Genomic DNA, 21,745 nt, shown 5'->3' on the forward strand with positions numbered 1-21,745 from the left:
CGTGCGACATGCCACCGCGACTCGAGGTCAGTAGCGACTCGCACATTGTGCACGGCATCGGCGCTTCGCGGGTGTGCGGGTCGAATTGTTGCCCACGCGTTCCTTCATCGTGGTCAGCTCGGCGGCAGCGCCGCCGCGACCGAGTCACGGACCTGCACCAACCGCGTGTGCAAGCTGGCCGGCTTGCCGCCCGGCGGCTGGGACACCCCGATCCCGATCGCGAGCGCGCCGGAGGAGTACCACAGCGCGGTCACCCGGCCGGCCGCGTTGCTGCCGGTATAAGCGGTACCCGCATCGCCCGGGCCGATCGGGTCCGCCTTGAATCCGGCACCGGTGAGCCCTTCGCGCAGCTCCTGGACGAGTTTGGTCGCATCGTTCGCGGACGCGGTCGGGATGGCCAACATCAGGTAGCCGTCGTTGACGTTCACGGTGTCCGAGGACGCCCGGTAGACGATCTCCTGAGCGCCACTGGCCCGGATCTTCGACGCGTCCGCGTCGCTGATGATCTGCAACTGCACGGCCTTGTCGATCGGCATCGTCGAGTTGTTGGGGTTCGCGGTGCCCGGCAACGCCGGCAGCTTGCCTTCCACGTCGAGCTGCGGTTTGACCGGGCTGGTCGGAGCCGCCGCATTGGTGTTCGTGCCGGTGCTGCGTGCGCTGAAGAACCAGGTCGCACCGGCCATCAGGCTCAGTACCACGAACACGCCGACGCCGAGGGACAGCCAGGTGCGGCCGCGTCCCCGGGGCCCGGCGGAGATGGGCGCGCTGGGCTGGCGCTCCACGCCGGAGTAATGCCGTGGCACGGACGGGGTGAGGCTGGGCAGGTTCGTGGGCAGGACCGCCCGGGTGATCACCGTCGGCGCTTCCGACAGGTGGGGATAGACCATCGAGTCGGTCGGTTTCTCGTCGGCCGGGCTCGGCGCGCTGGTCGGGCGGTCGGAGGTGAGCAGGTCCGCCGAGATCCGGGTCGTCGTCTCCGCCGGCGTCTCGGCTTGCGCCGGGGTTTCCGGTGGTGGCCCGGGTTGCGACTGCCGGCTTTGCCCGGTCGGGGATTCGACCGGGTGGACACCTTGCCCGGTCGGGGACCCGCCCGGGTCGGCAGCCTGCTCGGCCGGGTTGGCGGTTTGCTCGGCCGGGGGTTGGACCGGGTTGGCGGTTTGCTCGGCTGGGTTCGCGTTGTGCTCGGCCGGGTTGGCAGCCTGCTCGGCCGGGTCGGCGGGTCGCTCGGCTGGGGGTTGGATCGGGTTGGCGCTTTGCCAGTGGGGTTGGGTAGCGGTGGGAACGAGCGGCGCGGCCAGCGGGGACGTGATACCGCCGCCGGAGGCGGCCGCCAGCAACTCGTCGCGCTGCTTGCGGTGCTCGTGTCGGGTGATCGTGCCGCTGGCCAGCTCGGCGTCGAGGCGGCGCAACTCCTCCTGCCAACTCATCCGGGCTCCTCGGGTCGTTCACGTAGCGTCGGCCAAGGTACCGGCGCCGGCCCACGGTTACCGTATCGCTAACAGTTCGCCCTTGTGGGCGGACGTACAGTGGAAACATGAGGAAGGTCGAGCAGGTCAGTCCCGAGCAGGCATTGCCTGGCCGTGCGGAGCCCCTGCCGGTCCCGGAACGGCATGCCGTGTTCACCGATCGCCGGATTCAGCCGCCGTTCCCGGCCGGTCTGCAGACCGCGGTGTTCGGCCTCGGCTGCTTCTGGGGCGCGGAGCGGCTGTTCTGGCAGACGCCCGGCGTCTACTCCACGGCGGTCGGTTACGCGGGCGGCTACACGCCGAATCCGACCTATGAGGAGGTGTGCACTGGCCGCACCGGTCACGCCGAGGCCGTGCTCGTCGTGTTCGACCCGGCGCAGGTGTCCTACGCGACGCTGCTCAAGGTCTTCTGGGAGGGCCACGACCCGACGCAGGGCATGCGCCAGGGCAACGACGTGGGCACCCAGTACCGGTCGGCGATCTACTACTCGGACGACGCGCAGCGAGCCGAGGCCGAGGCGTCCCGGACATCGTTCGCGACGGCACTCGCCTCCGCCGGCTACGGCGCCGTCACCACGGAAATCGCGCCGCTGCGGGACTTCTACTACGCCGAGGACTACCACCAGCAGTACCTGCACAAGGTCCCGAACGGCTACTGCGGACTCGGCGGTACCGGCGTAAGCTGCCCCGTCGGCCTCGGCGTCCACGAATAACCCCGGCGTGTCCCCGCTCCAGGCCCCCGACTTCCCGCTCCAGGCCCACGAGTTCCGGGTTCAGGGGCCTGAATTCCGGGTTCGAGCAGCTGAGTTCCCGGTTCAGTCGCGCGAGTTCCGGCTTTAGTGGCCCGAGTTGCGGGTTTGAGCCGCTGAGTTCCCGGTTCGTTCGCGCGAGTTCCGGGTTTAGCCCGCGCTGAGTTGTTGGTTCAGTGACGTGAGTTCAGCATTCGCGCCACCTGGCAACGCGCTAGTCCTCGTCCGTGGGGTGAGAAGCCCACGTTTTGTACAACTTGTTGCATTGCGGAACTGCCCGTTGGGGATGCCTGATCGTTGGAAGCCCGCGGACGACGGGCTTTCGCCAACATCGTTGCGGTACCTGGCGAATTGACTTGATCGTCGCTCGCCGCAGCGTCACAGTGGTCGGCATGCTGCTCCGCGCCGCCAGACCAGACGAGGCGACCGTCCTAAGTGAACTCGCGCTGCGGTCCAAGGCCCACTGGGGCTACGACGATGCCTTCCTGGAGGCATGCCGGGCTGAATTGACCCTGCGGCCGGCTGATCTGGCCGAGCAGAGAGCGACTGTGGCGCAAGTCGGCGACCGGGTGGTCGGCTTCTACACCCTGGCCGGCCAGGCGCCCGAGGGTGAACTTGCCTGCCTCTTCGTCGAGCCAGGCCACATCGGCACCGGTGTTGGCCGCCGGTTGTGGCAGCACGCCGTGGACACCGCCCGTGCTCTCGACTTCGAGCGGTTCACCCTCGACGCCGATCCGTTCGCCGAGACCTTCTACCGAAAGATGGGCGCAGTCCGGATCGGCGTCACACCCTCCGATTCCATCCCTGGCCGGCTGCTTCCGCAGATGGCCTACCACCTCGCCTGAGCGATATCGCCTCACCGGGCCTTGCCCGCGACACGCGAAAGACACGGTCAACGTATTGACCCCAGACCGGTTTCAGGCGGCGAGTTCGTGCTGTGCCGGTCTCCAGCCGTTCGATCGCGGTGATCAGGCGTCGGGCGTTCTCGGGACTGCCCAGCAGGTAGACCGTTTCCTTGAGCGGCCGGTAGTCGTCCAGCGACACGACGCGGTCGCCGCGTTTGGCGGCCATGTCAGTCTTCGGTGGGAGCAGGTACGGGGCCCAAAAATCCGTGACGAACTGGGCCTGGTCGTCCCCAGCCAGCACGTCCACCCAGGGGAACTGCTCGATCAGCGTTTGTGCTGCCACCTCCGGCGAGAGGTGGACCAACACGTTTCTCAAGGCCCGCGCAGCCGACATGGAACCTTCCGAAGCGGACTGCATCCGGTCCTCTCGCGTCAACAGCAGCGCCGCACCGTCCCGTCGCTGGACGCGCACGTCGCCCTCGTCGGCAAGGGCCCCGCAGATTGCCCTGCATGGTTATCGACCTTGGGCAGGGAGAGAAGTAGACAGTCTATTAGCTATTTGCCAGAGACTTGGTCAAGGCGCTGGCCAACGAAAAGCGTTTGATGATCTTGGAGTGGTTGCGTGACCCCGAGCGGCACTTCCCACCGCAGCGCGACGGCGATCTGGTCCGTGACGGAGTCTGCTCGCTGTACATCGCCGACAAGCTCGGGGTGAGTCAACCGACCTGCGGCGAGCACATGAAGATCCTCGGCCAGGTTGGCCTGGTCCACGGCAAGAAGGTCAAGCAATGGGTGTTCTACCAGCGTGATGAGGACCGCGTCGCGGAGGCCAAGGAGTTGTTGAGCGGTGACTGGTGATCCACAGATCAAGGGTGTGGCGCCGGCGCTTGACCGCTATGAGCGCCTGGTGGCGGATCTGGAGGCGGCCGGGGCGCGCTACCGGCTGATCGACCACGCGCCAGAGGGGCGCACCGACCTGGTCAGTGCGCTGCGCGGGCATGATGTCGCGCTGGCCGCCAAGTGCCTGATCGTCATGGTCAAGGCCGGCAAGAAGCAAACCCGATATGTGCTCGCGGTGGTGCGTGGTGACGCGCGGGTGGATGTGCAGGCGGTCCGGGCGCTGGTGGGCGGGACCTACGTGGCCTTCGCGGGCAAGGACAAGGCCGAGGAATTGGCCGGCAGCGTGAGCGGGACTGTGCTGCCGTTCAGCTACCACCCCCGTCTGGAGCTCATCGCGGATCCGGCGCTACTCCAGACGCCGGAGCTGTTTTTCAACGCCGCGCGACTGGACCGCTCGATCGCATTGGCCACCGACGACTACGCCCGGCTGGCTGCGCCTCGGGTAGCACCCATCACCGCCATACCCTGACCACCCCATGATCGAGAAAGCTGGACTCGTCGCCACTGGCGACTGACCGCGTCCACGTCGACAACCGACCCGACAGCCACGGCAAATCAGGAGAACAGTTGTGAAGGACTCACTACAGCCAGGACTGAGCGCGCGGCTGGAGTACGTCGTGCCAGCCGAACGCACGGTGCCGTACCTGCTGCCCGAATCGGACGAGTTCGCCGCCCTGCCCGCCGTATTGGCCACCGGCTTCCTCGTCGGCATCGTGGAATGGACCTGCATACGAGCTTTGGCGGGCCACCTGGACGAGGGCAAGCAGACCCTCGGAGTTCACGTCGACCTCAGCCATGAGGCGCCCACGCCCGTCGGGAGCCAGCTGACCGTTGAGGCCGAGCTGAGCAACGTAGAAGGCAGGCAGCTCACTTTCACCGTGCACGCGTTCGACGATGCCGCCACCATTTGCCAAGGCATCCACCGTCGTGCGGTCATTGACACCGAACGCTTCCTCGCACGGCTGCGCAGACGGGCCACAAGGTGACTCCCGCCACCAGAACCCGCTACCGGGGTCATCGGCTGTGCGCACGAGGACACCGCCGCCGTGCAGGCCACTCCCGACATCGACAATTCCTGCAGTCGGATCACGTCGAATCTGTAACGGCTGCCGTGTACGCGCCAACGTCACCTGTCAGGATTCCGTGATATCGGCGCGACAGTTGAATTCGAACAGCGCACTCCCTCGGGCCTTTGCCATCTCAGGGTGAACGCCGGGATCATTTGCCGTAGTGATAACGGCAGGCGGCGATCCGGATCTCGTCCTCGGCGATCTTGTAGACCAAGCGGTGCTCGTCGGTGATACGGCGGGACCAGTAGCCCTGGAACCCGTGCTCGAGGGGTTCGGGCTTGCCGATCCCTTCGTTTCCGTTGGGCCCGATGTCCCGAATCAGCTCGTTGATGCGCTTGAGGACTTTCCGGTCCTGGGCCTGCCACCAGCTGTAGTCGGCCCAAGCAAGCTCGTCCCAGACGGGTTTCATTCGGCGAGTTCGTGCGGTGTCACGCTGCCGGTCTCCAGCCGTTCGATCGCGGTGATCAGGCGCCGGGCGTTCTCGGGACTGCCCAGCAGGTAGACCGTCTCCTTGAGCGACTGGTAGTCGTCCAGCGACACGATTACAACCGGTTCGTGCCCGGTGTGCGTGATGACGACCTCCTCCCGGTCGTTGACCACCGAATCCAGGGTCTCGGCGTACTTCGCACTAGACTCCGAGTAGCTCATCGTCTTCATTGCCACCTCCCACCTCTTGTACGGAATTTTGTACGTCTTGCCCGTGGGGTTAACAAGGTGGGTTGCTCAGCTCACGATTGGTAGGCGGTGGCTTGGAGGGTGAACAGGTCGGCGTAGTGGCCGTCCAGTGCCATCAGTTCCTCGTGGGTGCCCTGCTCGGCGAGCTTTCCCTGGTCGAGGAACAGGATCTTCTGGGCCTGGCGGACGGTGGAAAACCGGTGCGAGATGTACAGCGTGGTGCGCCCGTGGGCCAGTGCCCGGAGCCGGCTGAACAGGTCGTGCTCGGCCTGAGCGTCCAGGGCCGAGGTCGGCTCGTCGAGGATCAGGATGGGCGCGTCGCGGAGGAAGGCGCGGGCCAGTGCGATCTTCTGCCATTCCCCGCCGGACAGGCTGACGCCCTGGTCGAACCAGCGGCCGAGCGGGCTGTCGTAGCCCTTCGGCAGCTGTGCGATGCGCTCGGCGGCGCCCGCCCGGTCCGCGGCGTCGGAGATCCGCGCCCGGTCCTCGAGATGTTCGAGCTGGCCGAGACCGATGTTCTCCGCCGCCGTTCCCTGATAGGTGACGTAGTCCTGGAACATCGCGCTGATCCGGGCTCGCAGCTCGCCGGGGTCGAACTCGCGGATGTCCACGCCGTCGAGCAGGATGCGGCCGGCGGTCGGGTCGTACAGCCGGCACAGCAGCTTGATCAGGGTCGACTTGCCGGCGCCATTGCGGCCCACCACGGCCACCGTCTCGCCCGGCCGGATCTCGAAGCTGACACCGTCCAGGGCGCTTTCGTCGGAGCCGGGATAGCCGAACGAGACATCCTGGAACTCGACGTGCCCGCGCAGGGGTTGCGGTAGTGCCCGGGGTTCGGGCGGAGCCGTGATCCGTGGTTTCGTGCCCAGGAACTGGTAGAGCGTGTCGAGGTAGAGGTTGTTCTCGTACATTCCCGAGAATCCGGTGAACAGCCCGGTGACCGATGACTGCACGGCCGTCGCCGCGCTCGTGTACAGGGCGAGGTCGCCGATGGTGAGCCGGCCGGCCACCGCTTCCAGCGCGATGTAGAGCGCGATGCCGGAGCCGGCGAGCGTGGACAGCAGGCTCCAGGCCGTGCCGACCAGGTTCCGCGTCATGGTCAGCCGGCGTTCCCGCGCGTAATAGGTCTGGCCCAGCCTGCGGAACCGGTCGACCAGGTAGGGGCCGAGGCCGAAGAGCTTGGTCTCCTTCGCGTAGGTGTCGACGGTGACCAGTTGCGACAGGTAGTCCATCCGCCGCCGGATCGGCGAGACGAACAGCGTCAGCATGAAGGCGCGCGAGGAGTACCGCGACTGGGAGATGAACGCGGGAACCGGCGCCAGCAGGGCGATCACGGCCAGCAGGGGGCTGATCGACACCAGCAGCCCGACCATGCTGGCGAAGGTGATGCCCGTCCGGGCGAGGCCGAGCGCCGAGGTCAGCATGGACACCGGGCGCGCCGGTGCTTCCTGCGACGCCTGGCGGAGCAGATCGTAGGACTTGGAGTCCTCGAAGAACGACAGGTCCATCCGGCTCGCATGCGACATCACCTGATGCCGGATGGTCAGCGTCATTCGCTCCTGCAGCATCTGCTGGGCGAGGTTGGTCAGCGCGGTGCTGATCGCGGTGAAGGTGAAGACACCGAGCTGGCAGGCGGTGATCTTGACGATCTGCTCGACCGAGCCGTGGCCCTGCACGGCCGCCACGACCGCGTCGAGCAACAGTTTGGCGAGGTAGGCGGTGAGGGTCGGCATCAGTCCACTGACCACAGTGGACAGTACGACGACGATCGTCATCGGTGGGCTGGCCTGCCAGGTCAGGCGGGCCACCCTGGGCAGTCCGCGCACGGTGCCGACGATGGCGGTGCGCAGCCGGTGCAGCCGCGCGCGGAGGTCCTTCGGTTCGTCGGACGGTTTCGGGTCGGGGATCTCGATCGGTCCGGTGAGTCCGCTGTCCGGCACCGTGCTGGCCGCCTGCTTGAGCCGTCTCCGCAGCCCGGGCGGCGGGCCGCCGTGCATCATTTGGCGACCACCGCGCCGTTGAGGAACACATCGACCAGTTCCGGGACCGCCGGCGCGTGCTGGTTGTCCCGGGTTCGGCTGAACAGCAGGGAAAGGAAGACCGCGCCGAGTTGTTCGGGGGGCAGGCGCAGGCGGTCGCGTTCGGGTTCGAAGAGTGCGGCGATGGCCTCGGCCATGGTCTGGAACGACTGCTGCCGGCCGCTGTTGCCGGGCTGGTGCTCGGCGCGCCGGCCCAACTGGCGGCCGGAGGCTTGCAGGGCTGCCGCGATCGCGCCGATCCGCGCCAGGTGGGCGGACAGTGCTTCCGCGGCCTCGGTCAGCCGATCGGCGAGTGGCTGGTCGAGCGGGATCTCCGCGATCATCGCAAGGGCGTTGTCGGGACGCAGCACCTCGGCCAGACAGGCGTCGATCAGCTCGTTCTTGTCCTTGAACGCGCGGAAGATCGTGCCCTCACCGATGCCGGCGGTGCGTGCGATCTGTGCGGTGGTCACCGCGGCGCCGTGCTCGACGACGAGCGGCAGGACGGCTCGGGTGATCATCTTGCGGCGCTCGTCCGGGCTCATACCGGGGGCCCGCCGCTTCGGCTGGGAATCAGTCACTTGCTCAGTGTGCGGAGTGAGCGCTCACTCCGTCAAGTGGGTAACGAGAGGAAGGGGCGTTTACTACGGATGTTCCGTAGTAAACGCCCCTTCCTCGTTATTCAGGAACGTGCGCGGGTAGACAGGCCGTGGCATCCGTTGTCGGCGTTCGGCCGATCACGGGGGCGGCTTGGCTCGCCCGCCCCCGTGCAGTGTCGCTGTCCGTCGCCACGGGTTCCTATCGCACGTTGTGCATGGCGTTCCGTACAACTTGTCAGTAGGTGAGCGCCAGTCCCGGGTCGGCCAGGAGCGCGCCGACGTCGGCGAGGAACTCCGAGCCCTGCTGGCCGTCCACCAGGCGGTGGTCGAAGCTCAACGCGAGCTGCAGCACCTTCCGGACCTGGATCTGGCCGTCCACCACCCACGGGGTGTCGCGGATCGTGCCGAACGCGAGGATCGCCGACTCGCCGGGGTTGATGATCGGCGTGCCGGTGTCCACGCCGAACACGCCGACGTTGGTGATCGTGATCGTTCCGTTCAGCATGTCCGCCGGCGGGGTCTTACCCTCGCGAGCGGTCGTGGTCAGCTGGTCCAGGGCGCGGGCCAGCTCCAGCAGGGACATCGCGTCGGCGTCGCGGATCTTCGGCACCACGAGCCCGCGCGGGGTCGCCGCGGCGATCCCGAGGTGCACGTAGTCCTTGAAGACGATCTCGCCGGCGTCGGCGTCCCAGGTGGCGTTCACCTCGGGAGTTCGTTTCACCGCAAGGCACAACGCCTTGGCCGCGAAAGCGAGCGGGGTCAGCTTGACCCCCGCGAAGTCCGGGTGACGCTTGAGCTTCTCCCGCAACTCCATCATCGGCGTCACGTCCACGGTGAGGAACTCCGTGACGTGGGGTGCGGTGAACGCGCTTTGCGTGACCGCCTGAGCCGTCGCCTTCCGCACGCTCTTGATCGGCACCCGGCGTTCCCGGCCTCCGGCCGGCGCCGCGGCCACCGGTGCGGCCGCCCGCTCCACGTCCGCCCGGGTGATCACGCCGCCTTCGGCCGACCCGGCCACCGTGCGCAGGTCGACCCCGAGTTCCTTAGCGAGCTTGCGCACCGGCGGCTTGGCCAGTGGCACGTAACCGCCCGCGGGTTCCTCGACCGGTTTGCGCACCGGCGGCTTGTCCACCGGCACGTGGTGACCGGCCGCGGGTTCCTCGACGGGAGCGCGGGGCGTGGGGGCGGTCGTCGCCAGGCCGTTCAGGCGCTCGCTTCCGGCCGTGGTCTCCACCGCGTTCCGGCGCGGCCGCCGGCGGGTCGAAACCGCCTTCGAGCCGTAGCCGACGAGGGGCTTCATCTCCTCCTCGGCCGGCGGCTCGGCGTCAGCGGAGGAAGCCGCGCCGGTGGGGTTGACGTCGATGGTGAGGATCGGGGCGCCCACCTCGACGGTCTCCCCGGGCTCGGCCAGCAACTCGGTGACCACGCCCGCCCACGGGATGGGCAGTTCGACCGCGGCCTTCGCCGTCTCCACCTCGACGACGATCTGGTTCACCTGAACCTCGTCGCCGGGCTGCACACGCCAGTCGAGGATCTCGGCCTCGGTCAGGCCTTCCGCCGTGTCGGCGAGCAGGAATCGCTTGAGTTCGGGCACGCTCACCACCCCAGCGCGCGGTCGACGGTGTAGAGCACCCGGTCCAGGTCGGGCAGGTAGTGATGCTCCACTTTGGTCGGTGGGTAGGGCGTGTCGAACCCGGTCACCCGCAGCACCGGTGCTTCCAGCGAGTAGAAGCATTCCTGCTGCACCCGTGCCGCGATCTCGGACGCCAGCGAGGACGTCCGCGGCGCTTCGCTGACCATGACGAGCCGCCCGGTGCGGCGCACCGACTCGAACACCGGCGCCAGGTCCAGCGGGGCGAGCGAGCGCAGGTCGATCACCTCGAGCGAGCGACCCTCCTCCTCGGCCGCGGCCGCCGCGTCCAGGCAGACCTTGACCGAGGGCCCGTAGGACACCAGCGTGGCGTGCGTACCGGAGCGCAGGACACGCGAAGCGAACAGCGGGCCCGGCGCCTTCTCGGTGTCCACTTCGGACTTCGCGTGCGCGGAGTGGTACAGCCGCTTCGGTTCGAAGAACAGCACCGGGTCGTCGCAGGCGATGGCCTGCTGGATCATCCAGTACGCGTCGCCCGGGTTGGCGCAGGACACCACCTTGAGCCCGGGGATGTGCGTGAACAGCGACTCGGGCGATTCCGAGTGGTGCTCGACCGCGCCGATGCCCCCGCCGAAGGGCACCCGCACCACCACCGGCACCTTGATCCGGCCCTGCGACCGGTAGTGCAGCTTGGCCAGTTGGCTGTTGATCTGGTCGAAGCCCGGGAAGACGAACCCGTCGAACTGGATCTCGCACACCGGCCGGAATCCGCGTACGGCCAGGCCGACGGCGGTGCCGATGATGCCGGACTCGGCCAGCGGCGTGTCCAGCACGCGCTGTTCACCGAAGTCCTTCTGCAGTCCGTCGGTGATCCGGAAGACGCCACCGAGCTTGCCCACGTCCTCACCGAGGATGATGACCTTGGGGTCGGCCTCCATGGCCGCCCGCAGCCCGAGGTTGAGCGCCTTGCCGATCGTCATGGCCTGCACGGCCGATCGCGGGTCCACTGTGGATTTCACCGGAGCGGCCATCAGCGCTCACCCGCCGTGGCAAAGCCGTCCAGGTAGGCCAGGTACTCCTCGCGCTGCGCGTCCAGTTCCGGCGACGGCTCCGCGTAGACCTGGGAGAAGACCCGTTCGGGCGGAGGTTCCGGCATGTTGAAGCAGAAGTCGCGCAGTTGGGCGGCGAACTCGTCGGCCTCGGCCTGGATCTGCTCGAAGAACGACCCCTCGGCGAAGCCGTTTCGGGCCAGGTGTGCGCGGACGCGCTCGATCGGGTCCTTCAGCTTCCACGCCTCCAACTCGTCGGAGAGCCGGTAGCGGGTCGGGTCGTCGGTGGTGGTGTGCGCGTCCATGCGGTAGGTGAACGCCTCGATCAGCACGGGGCCGTTGCCGTGCCGGCATTCCTCCAGTGCCCAACGCGTGACCGCGAGGCAGGCCAGCACATCGTTGCCGTCCACCCGGATGCCCGGGAAGCCGTAACCCCGGGCGCGTTGGTACAGAGGCAGGCGTGACTGGCGCTCCGTCGGTTCGGAGATCGCCCACTGGTTGTTCTGGCAGAAGAACACGAGCGGCGCGTCGTAAACCGCGGCCCAGACGAAGCCCTCGTGTACGTCGCCCTGGCTCGTGGCGCCGTCGCCGAAGTAGACGATCGTGGCCTCGTCGTGCTCCGCCGGCCTGCCGTCGGTGTCGGTGTTGCCCACCTTGCCCTCGAACCGCTGGCCCATGGCGTAGCCGGCGGCGTTGAGCACCTGGTTGCCGATCACGATGGTGTACGGGTGGAAGCCGTGGGCTCGGAAGTCCCAGCCGCTGTGGTCGGTGCAGCGGAAGATGCCGAGCAGCTCACGGAAGTCGACGCCCCGGGTGAACGCCACCCCGTGCTCGCGGTAGCTCGGGAAGGCCATGTCCTGCGGCTTCAGCGCCCGGCCCGAGCCGATCTGTGCCGCCTCCTGGCCCAGCAGCGGCACCCAGATGCCGAGCTGGCCCTGGCGCTGCATCGCGTTGCACTCGCGGTCGGCGCGCCGGACGAGCACCATGTCACGGTAGAGCCCGCGAAGCGCTTCGGCGTCGATGTCCTCGACATAACGGTCGAACCGCGGCGAGCCGACTCGCTCGCCTTCGGGGGTGAGCAGCTGAGTCAGCTCAGCGCCACCTTCGGTCGTAGCTCGCAAACCGGCGATCACCTGCTCCCGGGACGGCTGGGCGGCCTGCGCGGCTGGTCCTTCTCCGGGATCCGGGTGCGTCCACTGTTCTGGGGACGACATGCGCGTGCTCTCCTTGGTGTCCGTGCCGCTGGGCTGCTTGTGGCGGCCAGCGGCGGTTCGTCCGGCGGCCACCCCCGCGTCGGGTCTCCAAGCGCGCGGGTTGCCATCGGCCTTGACGGCTCTTACGCCGCCATCCTGACATGAACCCATGGGCGAAGGTCAGTATCCGAGGCGGATTCGTTGTCCGAAAAGCAGGCATGAGCTGGGCAAATGCTAGGACGACCGAGTGTGGGCCCACCGAAAGTCGGGATTGCCGACCCTGGGTGACCAGCCGCTGAGCGGCCGCGCGGAACTGTGACTGGTGGGTCAGCTGTGACAAGTGATGTCGGTCACATGATCGTTTGTGGTGGGGCGCACCCAGGGTGGCAGGATGGGCTGGTGGAGCAGATAAGCGTGCACGAAACCGTCTCCCGGCTCTGGCGCGAGGAAGTCCTGCCGAGCCTGTCCGACCTGGTGCGGATCCCCGCACTGTCCCAGGCATTCGATGCCCAGTGGGCCACCAACGGCCACCTGGACGCGGCGGTGGAACACGTCCGCGGCTGGATCGCCGGACGGAACCTGCCCGGCGCCACCCTGGACGTGGTGCGGCTCGACGGGCTCAGCCCGGTGCTGCTGGTCGACGTCCCCGCGAGCCCCGGCGCAGAGGACGCCGACACCGTGCTGCTCTACGGCCACCTCGACAAGCAGCCGCCGGTCGGCGGCTGGTCGGAAGGCCTGGGCCCGTGGACGCCCGTCATCCGCGACGGGCGGCTCTACGGCCGTGGCTCGGCCGACGACGGGTACTCCGGTTACGCGGCGGTGACGGCGCTGGAGGCGGTCCACGCGGCCGGCGGGCAGCACGCCCGGGCGGTGATCCTGCTGGAGACCGGCGAGGAGTCGGGGAGCCCGGACCTGCCCCGTTACCTCGAGCATCTCGAGGAACGGCTCGGGCGGGTGTCGTTCGTGGTCTGCCTGGACTCCGGTGGCAACGACTACGAGCGGCTCTGGCAGACCACCAGCCTGCGTGGTCTGGTCCAGGTGCACGTCACGGTGCGCGTGCTCGAATCGGCGCAGCATTCCGGCCTGGCGAGCGGGATCGTGCCCAGCTCGTTCCGCATCCTGCGCCGGTTGCTGGACCGCATCGAGGACGCCGAAACCGGTCAGATCACGCTTGCCGAGATGAACGTGGACATCCCGGCCAACCGGCGGGCGGAGGTCGAGGCCGCGGTGCGCTCGGCCCCGGGCGCGATCGCCTCGACCTTCCCGCTGGTGGCGGGCATGCGACCGGTCACGGAGGACGAGGAGGAGCTGCTGCTCAACAACGGCTGGCGGCCGACCCTGTCGGTGATCGGCGCCGCCGGCCTGCCCGAGCCCGCGAACGCCGGCAACGTGCTGCGCGACGCCACGACACTCGCGTTGAGCTTCCGGCTTCCGCCCACCGCCGACTCCGCGGCCGCGCTCGCCGCCGTGGAGAAGGCGCTCACCACTGACGTCCCGTACTCGGCGCAGGTGACCTTGTCGGGCGTGGAGCACGCGGACGGCTGGAACGCCCCGGAGTCCGCGCCGTGGCTGTCGGCCGCGCTGGAAAAGGTGAGCGACGAGATCTTCGCCGCGCCTTCCGGCAGCATCGGCCTTGGCGGTTCGATCCCGTTCATGGTGCAACTGGCCAGGAAGTACCCCGAGGCGCAGTTCCTGGTCACCGGCGCGCTCGGGCCGGACTCGAACGCGCACGTGCCGGACGAGTGGCTGCACCTCGACCACGCCGGGCGGGTCACCGAGGCCGTCGCGCACATCCTGGACGCGCACGCACGCCGATAGGTTTACCAGCGGCGTGGGCTGCTTGCTGAGAGGCACGCAGCTTGCGCCGCTACTCGCACCGTTACGGAAGCCGCTTCGAAACTCCTCGCCAACGCCCGAAAAATCCATAGTGGACGCCTGTGTGGCCGGCCTGACGATCATGCCGTAACCATGCTGTTACTGCCTTCAGGGGTATCCACCGGGCGTCCGGATGGCAATATGCGTGTTCTCGTACAGAACTACCCAACAGGGAGTGATGAACGTGGCCCGTGGAACACAGTTGAAAGCGCTTACTCTGCTTCCTGCCTTCGCACTCGCCGGGCTGACCATGGCCTGCGGTGCCGGTGGCAACGGTTCCGGTGGTGGGTCGACCGCCGCTCCCGCGGGCAGTAGTAGCGCCGCGCCCGTCTCGATTCCGGCACAGACCAAGGACGACAAGCTCGCCGCGATGGTTCCCGCGTCGGTGGCCGCGGACGGCAAGATAATCGTCGGCCAGGACCAGAGCTACCCGCCGAACGAGTTCGTCGACCCCAGCGGAAAGGCGGTCGGCTTCGACGTCGACCTGGGCAATGCGATCGGCCAGAAGCTGGGCCTGACCATGGAGTACCAGAACGCCGACTTCGGCGGCATCCTGGCGGGCCTGGCAGCGAGCAAGTACGAACTCGCGATGTCGTCCTTCACGATCAACTCGGAGCGCACGCAGACCGTGGACATGGTGTCCTACTACAGCGCGGGCACCTCCCTCGGTGTGCTGAAGGGCAACCCGAAGCACATCACCCTGGACACGTTGTGCGGCAAGAACCTGGCCGTACAGAAGGGCACCACCCAGGTCGACGACGCGACGAACCGGTCGGATGCCTGCAACAGCAACGGCCAGCCCTCCATCAACATCCAGCAGTTCCAGGCCCAGACCGACGTGAACCTGCAGCTGACCACCAACCGCAGCGACGCGATGCTCGCCGACTCGCCGGTGGTCGACTACGCCGTGACACAGACCGACGGTCAGGTGGAGGTAGTCGGCCAGCCTTACGACACCGCGCCGTACGGCATCGCGATCAAGAAGGGCGACGGCACCTTCGCGCAGGCGGTCCAGGCAGCGGTGCAGGCGCTGATCGACGACGGGACCTACGCCAAGATCATCGCCAAGTGGCACCTGAACCCAGGCGGCGCGGTCACGAAGTCGGAAATCAACCCGACCGTGGGCTGACCACATGAGCGCCACGGGCGAGGAGACCACGACAGAGCAGGTGGAGATCCGGGCGGTCCCGGTCCGGCACTACGGGCGGTGGATCGCGGGCGCGATCATCCTGGTGATCGCGGTGATCGTGGTGCGCAGCATCGCCACGAACGAAAACATGCAGTGGAACGTGGTCGGCGACTACCTGTTCAACGGCCGGATCCTGCACGGCCTGCAGAACACGCTGATCCTCACCGGGGTCTCGATGGTGATCGGGGTGATCGGCGGCATCCTGCTCGCGGTGATGCGGCTGTCGCCGAACCCCCTCACCTCGGGCACGGCGGGCATCTACATCTGGCTGTTCCGCGGCACGCCGCTGATCACCCAGCTGATCATCTGGAACTATCTGGCGCTGTTCTACCCGCGGCTGGGCATCGGGATCCCGTTCGGCCCGACCTTCGTGAGCGCGGACACCAACCACCTGATCACGCCGCTGGCCGCCGCACTGCTGGGGCTGGGCCTGAACGAGGCCGCGTACATGGCTGAAATCGTGCGCAGCGGCATCCTGTCGGTGGACGAGGGGCAACTCGAAGCGGCGAGCGCACTGGGCATGTCGCGTGGCAAGACGCTGCGGCGGATCATCCTGCCGCAGGCCATGCGGGTGATCATCCCGCCGACCGGCAACGAGACGATCTCCATGCTCAAGACCACCTCGCTGGTGGTCGTCATCGGCTACTTCGAGCTGATGCTCTCGGCGGAGGAGATCTACGCGCAGAACTACAAGATCGCGCCGCTGCTGATCGTGGCCGCGCTGTGGTACCTGTTCCTGACCTCGATCCTCACGCTGATCCAGCAACAGATCGAGAGACGGTTCTCGCGAGGGTCGTCGCGTTCGGTGCCTCAGAAAACCTGGGCCGCGCGCCTGCTCGGCTTCAGGTTCGGTTCGCGGTCGGAAGGGCAAGTGCGATGACACCCTTGGTCCAGGGCCAGGGAATCCACAAGCGGTTCGGCCGTCTGGAGGTGCTCAAAGGCATCGACTTCGAGGTCATGCCGCAGGAGGTCGCCTGCGTCATCGGGCCGTCCGGCTCGGGCAAGTCGACGTTGCTGCGGTGCATCAACCACCTGGAAAAGATCGACGCCGGGCGGCTGTTCGTGGATGGCCAGCTCATCGGGTACCGGCAGCGCGGAGAGAAGCTCTACGAGTTGCGCGAGCGGGAGATCGCCGGCCAGCGCCGGGACATCGGCATGGTGTTCCAGCGGTTCAACCTGTTCCCGCACATGACGGCGCTGGAAAACGTGATGGAGGCGCCGGTCCAGGTGCGGCGGGAGAACCGGGACTCGGTCCGGCAACGGTCTCGCGAACTGCTCGACCGGGTCGGCTTGGCGGACAAGGAAAAGGCCTATCCCGCGCAGCTTTCCGGCGGCCAGCAGCAGCGGGTGGCGATCGCGCGGGCGCTGGCGATGCAACCGAAGCTGATGCTTTTTGACGAGCCGACCTCGGCGCTGGACCCCGAACTGGTCGGTGACGTGCTCGGCGTGATGCGCCAGCTCGCGCAGGACGGCATGACCATGATCGTGGTGACGCACGAGATGCAGTTCGCCCGTGAAGTCGCCGACAAGGTGCTGTTCATGGACGGCGGCGTCGTGGTCGAGGAGGGGACGCCGGAACAGGTCGTCGGGAACCCGAGCCACGAGCGCACCCGTTCCTTCCTCGCCCGCGTGCTCAACCCGAACGCCTGAGAGTCCACATTGGACGCGGGCTCAGGTGACGGCTCGGTAGTAGTAGAACATCGGCTCGGTCGCCCCGGGCTCGGTGTTGGTGAAGCCGTGCGATTCGTAGAAGCGACGCGTGTCGATGTCGTCGCCGTCGACGTTGATTTCGAGTTCCTCCGCACCGCGTTCGCGCGCCAGGCGGCACGCGGCTTCGAGCAGGAAATGTCCGAACCTTTGTCCGCGCCGGTCAGGCCGCACATAGAGCTCGTCCAGCAGCGCCGACGGCCCCTTGTGCCAGACGTTCGGCCGGAAGGAGAGCACCGCGACCCCGACCGCCGGCTCACCGGCGAGCAGCACGACGACCTGGTCACCTGGGATGAGTTCCCGCAGCCGTTCGGTGAGCGCAGCCGTCCCCGGTGTCGGCGAATCGAATTCGCGATTGAAGGCGTCCAGCAACTCGGCCGCGACGGCGGCATCGGACGCCACCGCCTGCCGTACCGGGCGTTCGTGTCCGGTTACCACCATGTCGCCAGCTTTCCCGCCCGACCGGCGGCTCGCAATGCAATTCGGTCGCGGCATTGGAGGCTCAGGCAGGCCCGGGCTGTTTCAGGTCGTAGGTCGAGGGCGCGACCCGGACCAGCCGGTCGTTCGCGTTGAGGGCGTTTCGCAGGCCCTCGCGGGTGATCGGCTTGTCCAGCCGGGCCCGGATCTCGTCCAGGTGCAATGGCCCGCCCTGGGCCTCGATCAGCCGGGCAGCCTGGTTCGCACTCGATCGGGGCGGCCCCGGGTAAGGCTCGATGTCCCAGCTGGCCAGCGCGAACGTGCTGGGCGCGGCCCGGATGAACCGGCCGTCGGCGTTGAGCCGGTTGTACAGCGGTCCCCGGCTGAACCTCCGGGACAGCCGGGGCAGGATCTCGTCGAGGTGCAGCGGCGCACCCTGACGTTCCAGCAGGTCGGCCACCAGATCGGTCGCGCTGGGGCCGCGCGAACTCCGTTTTGCCGGCGAGATGCGGTCCTTCACCCGGTGCAGGGTGTGCCGGGGCTGACGCAGTTCGACCGGGGAAACCCGGTAACCGCAGCGGCCGAGCCAGGCGACGAGTTCGGTGTCGGTCATGGTGAAACCGGCGGCCGCGAGCACTCCCGCCGGGGTGCGGCCGCCCAGTTCCTGCACGGCCGACCTGGTGGCGGTCACGGCGGAGGGCAGATCCGGTACCGCGACCCAGCCGTCGGCGACTTCGAAAATACCGCCGAAGTGCGCGAGCACCCGCCAGGCGGCGACATTCGGCGTGATCACCGGATAATCCAGCTCGGGATGGTCGGCGAGCAGACGATCGAACGGGACAACGGGCACTATTTCCGCGCGCAGCCGATCGCACCAGGCCCGTAGCGGTCCGTCCCGGGCGATCGCCCGGCGCACCCGGCCGGAGAATGCGGCTTCGATTTCCTGTCGTTGTTCCGCAGTGGCGGGTAAGTACTGACCGGACCAGCGGTAGGCGGCGCCTTCGTCCGCCCACAATCGGCGCCGCAGGGTGGCCAGTTCGCCGTAAGTCACCGCACCGGTGACCGCTTTCAACTCCGCGAGGGCCTCCACGTCATCGACGATAGCGCGATAGTTATTGAGAACGTGAGGAAGAGCACGTTTGGTGACACAGCACAACGGTGCCTTGTGGGGCTTGCCCGCACGCCCCCGACTGGGGCAAGCCCCACAGACCGCTCTGTCTTTGGTGGCTCCGCCCCACGCCCCTGACTGGGGGCAAGCCCCAGACGCTCTGTCTTGTGATGGCTCCGCCCCCACACCCCCGACTGGGGGCAAGCCCCCAGACCCCCTGCACGTGAGCGGGGAGGCAGGCCGCTGTCGTGGTCGACCGGCAGCCGACGAGGCGAAGTCACGGCCTGTCTGCCCGAACACGTTCCGAACAACGCTGCGCGGCAGGCAATGGAACTTCTCGCCTTTACGAACCGTCCCAGTAAAGTCGGCACGCTATTCGAGCCGTAAGCGGAGGAGAGACGCCAATGGCAGTGGACGAAGCGGGGCCGGCCAGGCGTGCGCTGCCGTTGGATCCGTTCTCCGGAATACCGCACACGCGATATCACCTGGCCGCGGCGGAGCTGCTGAAACCGTTCCTGGAACAGGAGACCGGGGTACTGCAGCGCTGGCGGAACAGGCAGGTCACCAACGCGCCGATCGTCGAGGTGGAAAACGCCTACATCACCGGCCGGCTCGATCTGCGGGGCGCGGATCTGGATTACCTGTTCCGGTTCGAGAACTGCCGGTTCGAGTTCCCGCCCGACGTGCGTGAGGCGAAGCTGCTGGGGTTGGTGTTCCGGCGTTGCTGGCTGCCCGGGCTGAAGGCGCGGAACCTGCGCAGCCGCAATGACGTGCGGTTGATCGGATGCACGGTCGAGGTGCCGGAGATCGCCGACGGTGAGACCGCGGTGCAGCGGGCCAGCCGCCGGGATCGGGGTCTGCCGGACGCGGCGATCAACCTCACCGACGCCGTGGTGGAGGGGTCGGTGGTGCTGACCCGCACCGAGGTCAACCACCCGAAGGGCAGGGCGATCCAGGCCGACCGGCTGCTGATCACCGGTGCGCTGCTGGCCTATCGCCTGCGAGCACTCGGCGAGGTGCGCCTGCCGGGCATGCGGGTCGGCGGTAACGTCAACTTTTCCGGCGCCCGGCTGGAGAATCCCGCGCGGTTCGCGCTGGACGGTACCGGGGCTCAGATCGGCGGCAGCCTGCTGTGCGAGGTGGACACCTTCGGCAGCACCGATCGGCATCAGCCGTTCGTCGCCCGCGGGGAGTTGCACCTGCCGAGCGCGCGGGTGGAGGGCGACATCGTGTTCCGCGGTGCGAACCTGCGCGGACCCAAACGTGGGCAGACCGACCTGGACGGCGACCCGTACCTGGACCCGTGGGCGGCGTTGGTGGCGGACCGGCTGCGCGTGGACGGCAACCTCGAACTGTCCGACGGCCTGGCGGTGACCGGGACCCTGCGCATGATCAACACACGGGTCGGTGGCACGCTGCGCCTGGCGCGGGCCTGGGTGAACGTGCCCCGCGGCAAGGGGCAGCCGTTCTACGACCGGGCCCTGCACCTGGACGGCAGCGAGATCAATGGCGACATCGAGGCTACGTACCTGCGGGTGCCGTCCGGGCAGTTGCGGATGAAGGACGTGACTGTCGGCGGCAACGTGCTCGCGAACCGGGTGCAGTTGCTGCACGCGGGGCGGGACGTGCTGTCCGCTCGGAGGATGAAGGTGGCCGGGAACTTCGATCTGACCGAGTCCGTGGTCAAGGGCACGTTGCGGCTACAGGGGATCGAGGTCGGCGGCAGCATCGAACTCGACGGCGCCGAGGTCACCAAGCCCACCGAGCGCGAGCACACGAGCTTCTCCGTCGATCTGCGTTCGGCCAGGGTGGGACGGGACATCAGCCTCAAACAGTCACCGGCTCGCGCCTTCCACGTCGACGGCGGGGTGAACATGGACGGCGCCGTCGCGGCCCGGCGAGTCGATCTGGCCGGTGCGGAGCTGGAATCGCTTGCGCAGCACCGGGTCGCGCTCGACGCGAGTGATGTCCGGGCGGACGAGTTCCTGTTGACACCGGGAAAGGAACCGGTCGGGCAGGTCGTGCTGCGTCACGCGCATTGCCAGATGCTCGACGACAACTCGCTGCTGTGGTCGGCGAATGGCGGTCTGGACCTGGAAGACTTCCGTTACGACGTGTTCAAGCGGCCCATCGCCATCTCCGACGACCGGGCCGTGCTGGAGCGCATCACCTTGCTCCGCAAGGCCATGCGCCGCTACCGCCCCGGGCCCTACGACCAGCTCGCGGCGATGCTGCGCCGTAGCGGCAACGAAGAACACGCGGCCACGGTTCTGTTCAAGAAGCAGCAGTACCGCTACGAGGCGCTGGCCAGTGGGCGGCTGGCGCTCGCCCCGGGCGTGCGCGTGTGGAGTTGGCTGCAGCGCGCGATGGTCGGGTACGGCTACCGTCCGGTGCGGGCGCTGGGCTGGCTGGTCGGCCTGCTCGTGGTCGGCAGCCTCTGGTTCGGTCTCGGCACCGACGACTGCACCACCTCCGGCGAGCCGGGTTATTACATGGTGCATGGTCCGCGGTGCACCATCGACCAGCAGGACAGCGGCCTGGAATGGAGTCCGGTGCTGTACACGGCGGATCTGCTGGTTCCGATCGTCGATTTCGGGAACAAGGGCCGCTGGTACATGCACGGCGCGGACAAATGGGTCAGCGGCGCCTTCGTCGCCGCCGGCTGGGTCCTCGCCACCACCGTCGCCGCCGGCGCCGGCCGCCTGATCCGCCGCAACGGCGTCTCCTGACCCCCACCCAACGTCCGGGCGTTACCGGGCCAGCGGGCGCCGGCGGGTCGCCTTCTACGACACCCACCGCCCTTCCCAATGCCCGAGCACGATGCGCGAAGCGCGAGCCCCCCGCAGCACAGCAACTTGCCCACAAATCGAAAGCCGAGCATGGACCCACAACCCGCGAGCACAGGACGGCAACTCGCCCAACACAACGGGATACGAACAAAAATCGCGGGGGGTCCAGGGGGCTTGCCCCCTGGCCGGGGTCTGGGGCTGGGCCCCCAGTGTGATGTCGAGGAGCCACCCGCGAAGCGCAGAATGCGCGAGCAGCGTGCGCCAGCTCCGAGAGCGGACGACGGGATTCGAACCCGCGACCCTCACCTTGGCAAGGTGATGCGCTACCAGCTGCGCTACGTCCGCCTGGCTCCAGTGAACCGGAGCGAAAGAGAGTCTATACCCATCGCGTTCGGTGGCTTGCGGCCACCCACTAGGAGGGAACTGTGTCACTCCGGAAGTACAGGGGGTGACGACGGGCTCTCGGCTCCGTATGGTGGCCACATTCAACCGAACGGGGGGAGGA

The 21,745-nt window shown here is 67.9% G+C and carries 21 protein-coding genes and 1 tRNA gene; 10 read left to right on the forward strand and 12 right to left on the reverse strand.

What is annotated here, in order from left to right:
• Window positions 1-113 precede the first annotated feature (113 nt).
• On the reverse strand, window positions 114-1,427 hold the full coding sequence (locus A3CU_RS0111335; RefSeq protein ID WP_027942385.1) for a hypothetical protein: 1,314 nt from the start codon (window positions 1,425-1,427) through the stop codon (window positions 114-116).
• 107 nt (window positions 1,428-1,534) lie between these two features.
• Between A3CU_RS0111335 and msrA the strand changes: the two genes are divergently transcribed.
• Both msrA and A3CU_RS0111345 read left to right on the forward strand, forming a co-directional pair.
• Entirely contained in the window at window positions 1,535-2,179 is a 645-nt protein-coding gene (gene msrA, locus A3CU_RS0111340) for a peptide-methionine (S)-S-oxide reductase MsrA (RefSeq protein ID WP_027942386.1), read from the forward strand.
• A gap of 428 nt (window positions 2,180-2,607) precedes the next feature.
• A complete protein-coding gene (locus A3CU_RS0111345; protein WP_027942387.1) occupies window positions 2,608-3,060 on the forward strand; it encodes a GNAT family N-acetyltransferase in 453 nt (150 codons plus the stop codon).
• On the opposite strand, the gene A3CU_RS53905 is transcribed toward A3CU_RS0111345, so the two are convergent.
• Complete coding sequence (locus tag A3CU_RS53905; protein WP_211246399.1) at window positions 2,999-3,532, reverse strand: type II toxin-antitoxin system Phd/YefM family antitoxin; 534 nt, start codon at window positions 3,530-3,532, stop codon at window positions 2,999-3,001. The genes A3CU_RS0111345 and A3CU_RS53905 overlap by 62 nt on opposite strands.
• A 131-nt stretch (window positions 3,533-3,663) precedes the next feature.
• Between A3CU_RS53905 and A3CU_RS0111350 the strand changes: the two genes are divergently transcribed.
• From A3CU_RS0111350 to A3CU_RS0111360, 3 genes are all read left to right on the forward strand, one after another.
• On the forward strand, window positions 3,664-3,918 hold the full coding sequence (locus A3CU_RS0111350) for an ArsR/SmtB family transcription factor (protein ID WP_052371658.1): 255 nt from the start codon (window positions 3,664-3,666) through the stop codon (window positions 3,916-3,918).
• The gene (locus A3CU_RS0111355; RefSeq protein WP_084143206.1) at window positions 3,908-4,429 is read left to right on the forward strand and encodes a YbaK/EbsC family protein; all 522 of its coding nucleotides are present in this window, start codon (window positions 3,908-3,910) and stop codon (window positions 4,427-4,429) included. Before A3CU_RS0111350 ends, A3CU_RS0111355 begins: the two co-directional genes overlap by 11 nt.
• A gap of 100 nt (window positions 4,430-4,529) precedes the next feature.
• Window positions 4,530-4,946, forward strand: a complete 417-nt coding sequence (locus A3CU_RS0111360) for a thioesterase family protein (protein ID WP_027942390.1) — start codon at window positions 4,530-4,532, stop codon at window positions 4,944-4,946.
• A 232-nt stretch (window positions 4,947-5,178) separates the two neighbouring features.
• Here A3CU_RS0111360 and A3CU_RS0111365 read toward each other — a convergent pair whose 3' ends face one another.
• The 7 genes from A3CU_RS0111365 to pdhA all read right to left on the reverse strand — a co-directional run bounded on the left by A3CU_RS0111365 (window position 5,179) and on the right by pdhA (window position 12,176).
• A complete protein-coding gene (locus A3CU_RS0111365) occupies window positions 5,179-5,439 on the reverse strand; it encodes a Txe/YoeB family addiction module toxin (protein WP_027942391.1) in 261 nt (86 codons plus the stop codon).
• Entirely contained in the window at window positions 5,436-5,687 is a 252-nt protein-coding gene (locus A3CU_RS0111370) for a type II toxin-antitoxin system prevent-host-death family antitoxin (RefSeq protein ID WP_027942392.1), read from the reverse strand. The genes A3CU_RS0111365 and A3CU_RS0111370 overlap by 4 nt, the downstream gene beginning before the upstream one ends.
• Before the next feature lie 71 nt (window positions 5,688-5,758).
• Window positions 5,759-7,705, reverse strand: coding sequence for an ABC transporter ATP-binding protein (locus tag A3CU_RS0111375; protein ID WP_245617007.1), 1,947 nt, complete (start codon window positions 7,703-7,705; stop codon window positions 5,759-5,761).
• Window positions 7,702-8,268, reverse strand: coding sequence for a TetR/AcrR family transcriptional regulator (locus tag A3CU_RS0111380; protein ID WP_027942394.1), 567 nt, complete (start codon window positions 8,266-8,268; stop codon window positions 7,702-7,704). Before A3CU_RS0111380 ends, A3CU_RS0111375 begins: the two co-directional genes overlap by 4 nt.
• 289 nt (window positions 8,269-8,557) lie before the next feature.
• A complete protein-coding gene (locus A3CU_RS0111385) occupies window positions 8,558-9,916 on the reverse strand; it encodes a dihydrolipoamide acetyltransferase family protein (RefSeq protein WP_027942395.1) in 1,359 nt (452 codons plus the stop codon).
• Between the two features lie 2 nt (window positions 9,917-9,918).
• Window positions 9,919-10,944, reverse strand: coding sequence for an alpha-ketoacid dehydrogenase subunit beta (locus tag A3CU_RS0111390; protein ID WP_027942396.1), 1,026 nt, complete (start codon window positions 10,942-10,944; stop codon window positions 9,919-9,921).
• Window positions 10,944-12,176, reverse strand: a complete 1,233-nt coding sequence (gene pdhA, locus A3CU_RS0111395; RefSeq protein ID WP_027942397.1) for a pyruvate dehydrogenase (acetyl-transferring) E1 component subunit alpha — start codon at window positions 12,174-12,176, stop codon at window positions 10,944-10,946. Before pdhA ends, A3CU_RS0111390 begins: the two co-directional genes overlap by 1 nt.
• Window positions 12,177-12,509: 333 nt before the next feature.
• Between pdhA and A3CU_RS0111400 the strand changes: the two genes are divergently transcribed.
• The 4 genes from A3CU_RS0111400 (at window position 12,510) to A3CU_RS0111415 (ending at window position 16,869) form a co-directional block, all read left to right on the forward strand.
• Entirely contained in the window at window positions 12,510-13,973 is a 1,464-nt protein-coding gene (locus tag A3CU_RS0111400; protein WP_052371643.1) for a M20/M25/M40 family metallo-hydrolase, read from the forward strand.
• Between the two features lie 235 nt (window positions 13,974-14,208).
• Window positions 14,209-15,159, forward strand: a complete 951-nt coding sequence (locus tag A3CU_RS0111405) for an ABC transporter substrate-binding protein (protein ID WP_156960317.1) — start codon at window positions 14,209-14,211, stop codon at window positions 15,157-15,159.
• 4 nt (window positions 15,160-15,163) lie between these two features.
• Complete coding sequence (locus tag A3CU_RS0111410) at window positions 15,164-16,099, forward strand: amino acid ABC transporter permease (protein WP_027942400.1); 936 nt, start codon at window positions 15,164-15,166, stop codon at window positions 16,097-16,099.
• Complete coding sequence (locus tag A3CU_RS0111415) at window positions 16,096-16,869, forward strand: amino acid ABC transporter ATP-binding protein (RefSeq protein ID WP_027942401.1); 774 nt, start codon at window positions 16,096-16,098, stop codon at window positions 16,867-16,869. The genes A3CU_RS0111410 and A3CU_RS0111415 overlap by 4 nt, the downstream gene beginning before the upstream one ends.
• Before the next feature lie 21 nt (window positions 16,870-16,890).
• On the opposite strand, the gene A3CU_RS0111420 is transcribed toward A3CU_RS0111415, so the two are convergent.
• A complete protein-coding gene (locus A3CU_RS0111420; RefSeq protein ID WP_027942402.1) occupies window positions 16,891-17,367 on the reverse strand; it encodes a GNAT family N-acetyltransferase in 477 nt (158 codons plus the stop codon).
• Between the two features lie 61 nt (window positions 17,368-17,428).
• Window positions 17,429-18,433 (reverse strand): hypothetical protein, encoded by a 1,005-nt coding sequence (locus tag A3CU_RS0111425; protein ID WP_027942403.1) that lies wholly within the window; start codon window positions 18,431-18,433, stop codon window positions 17,429-17,431.
• Between the two features lie 422 nt (window positions 18,434-18,855).
• On the opposite strand from A3CU_RS0111425, the gene A3CU_RS0111430 reads away from it, so the two are divergent.
• Window positions 18,856-21,180: an oxidoreductase gene (locus A3CU_RS0111430; protein ID WP_027942404.1), complete on the forward strand. Its 2,325-nt coding sequence runs from the start codon at window positions 18,856-18,858 to the stop codon at window positions 21,178-21,180.
• Between the two features lie 332 nt (window positions 21,181-21,512).
• Here the strand turns inward: A3CU_RS0111430 and A3CU_RS0111435 are convergent.
• Window positions 21,513-21,585: transfer RNA gene (locus tag A3CU_RS0111435), tRNA-Gly, on the reverse strand.
• Window positions 21,586-21,745 lie beyond the last annotated feature (160 nt).

It is taken from the genome of Amycolatopsis taiwanensis DSM 45107 (genome assembly GCF_000519205.1).
In the GTDB taxonomy this organism is placed as follows: domain Bacteria; phylum Actinomycetota; class Actinomycetes; order Mycobacteriales; family Pseudonocardiaceae; genus Amycolatopsis_E; species Amycolatopsis_E taiwanensis.

Coding starts and splice junctions, on each gene's coding strand:
- A3CU_RS0111335 (WP_027942385.1), bottom strand. CDS start 1,427: ATGAGTTGGCAGGAGGAGTTGCGCCGCCTCGACGCCGAGCTGGCCAGC.
- msrA (WP_027942386.1), top strand. CDS start 1,535: ATGAGGAAGGTCGAGCAGGTCAGTCCCGAGCAGGCATTGCCTGGCCGT.
- A3CU_RS0111345 (WP_027942387.1), top strand. CDS start 2,608: ATGCTGCTCCGCGCCGCCAGACCAGACGAGGCGACCGTCCTAAGTGAA.
- A3CU_RS0111350 (WP_052371658.1), top strand. CDS start 3,664: ATGATCTTGGAGTGGTTGCGTGACCCCGAGCGGCACTTCCCACCGCAG.
- A3CU_RS0111365 (WP_027942391.1), bottom strand. CDS start 5,439: ATGAAACCCGTCTGGGACGAGCTTGCTTGGGCCGACTACAGCTGGTGG.
- A3CU_RS0111370 (WP_027942392.1), bottom strand. CDS start 5,687: ATGAAGACGATGAGCTACTCGGAGTCTAGTGCGAAGTACGCCGAGACC.
- A3CU_RS0111375 (WP_245617007.1), bottom strand. CDS start 7,705: ATGATGCACGGCGGCCCGCCGCCCGGGCTGCGGAGACGGCTCAAGCAG.
- A3CU_RS0111380 (WP_027942394.1), bottom strand. CDS start 8,268: ATGAGCCCGGACGAGCGCCGCAAGATGATCACCCGAGCCGTCCTGCCG.
- A3CU_RS0111390 (WP_027942396.1), bottom strand. CDS start 10,944: ATGGCCGCTCCGGTGAAATCCACAGTGGACCCGCGATCGGCCGTGCAG.
- pdhA (WP_027942397.1), bottom strand. CDS start 12,176: ATGTCGTCCCCAGAACAGTGGACGCACCCGGATCCCGGAGAAGGACCA.
- A3CU_RS0111400 (WP_052371643.1), top strand. CDS start 12,510: ATGATCGTTTGTGGTGGGGCGCACCCAGGGTGGCAGGATGGGCTGGTG.
- A3CU_RS0111405 (WP_156960317.1), top strand. CDS start 14,209: ATGAACGTGGCCCGTGGAACACAGTTGAAAGCGCTTACTCTGCTTCCT.
- A3CU_RS0111410 (WP_027942400.1), top strand. CDS start 15,164: ATGAGCGCCACGGGCGAGGAGACCACGACAGAGCAGGTGGAGATCCGG.
- A3CU_RS0111415 (WP_027942401.1), top strand. CDS start 16,096: ATGACACCCTTGGTCCAGGGCCAGGGAATCCACAAGCGGTTCGGCCGT.
- A3CU_RS0111420 (WP_027942402.1), bottom strand. CDS start 17,367: ATGGTGGTAACCGGACACGAACGCCCGGTACGGCAGGCGGTGGCGTCC.
- A3CU_RS0111430 (WP_027942404.1), top strand. CDS start 18,856: ATGGCAGTGGACGAAGCGGGGCCGGCCAGGCGTGCGCTGCCGTTGGAT.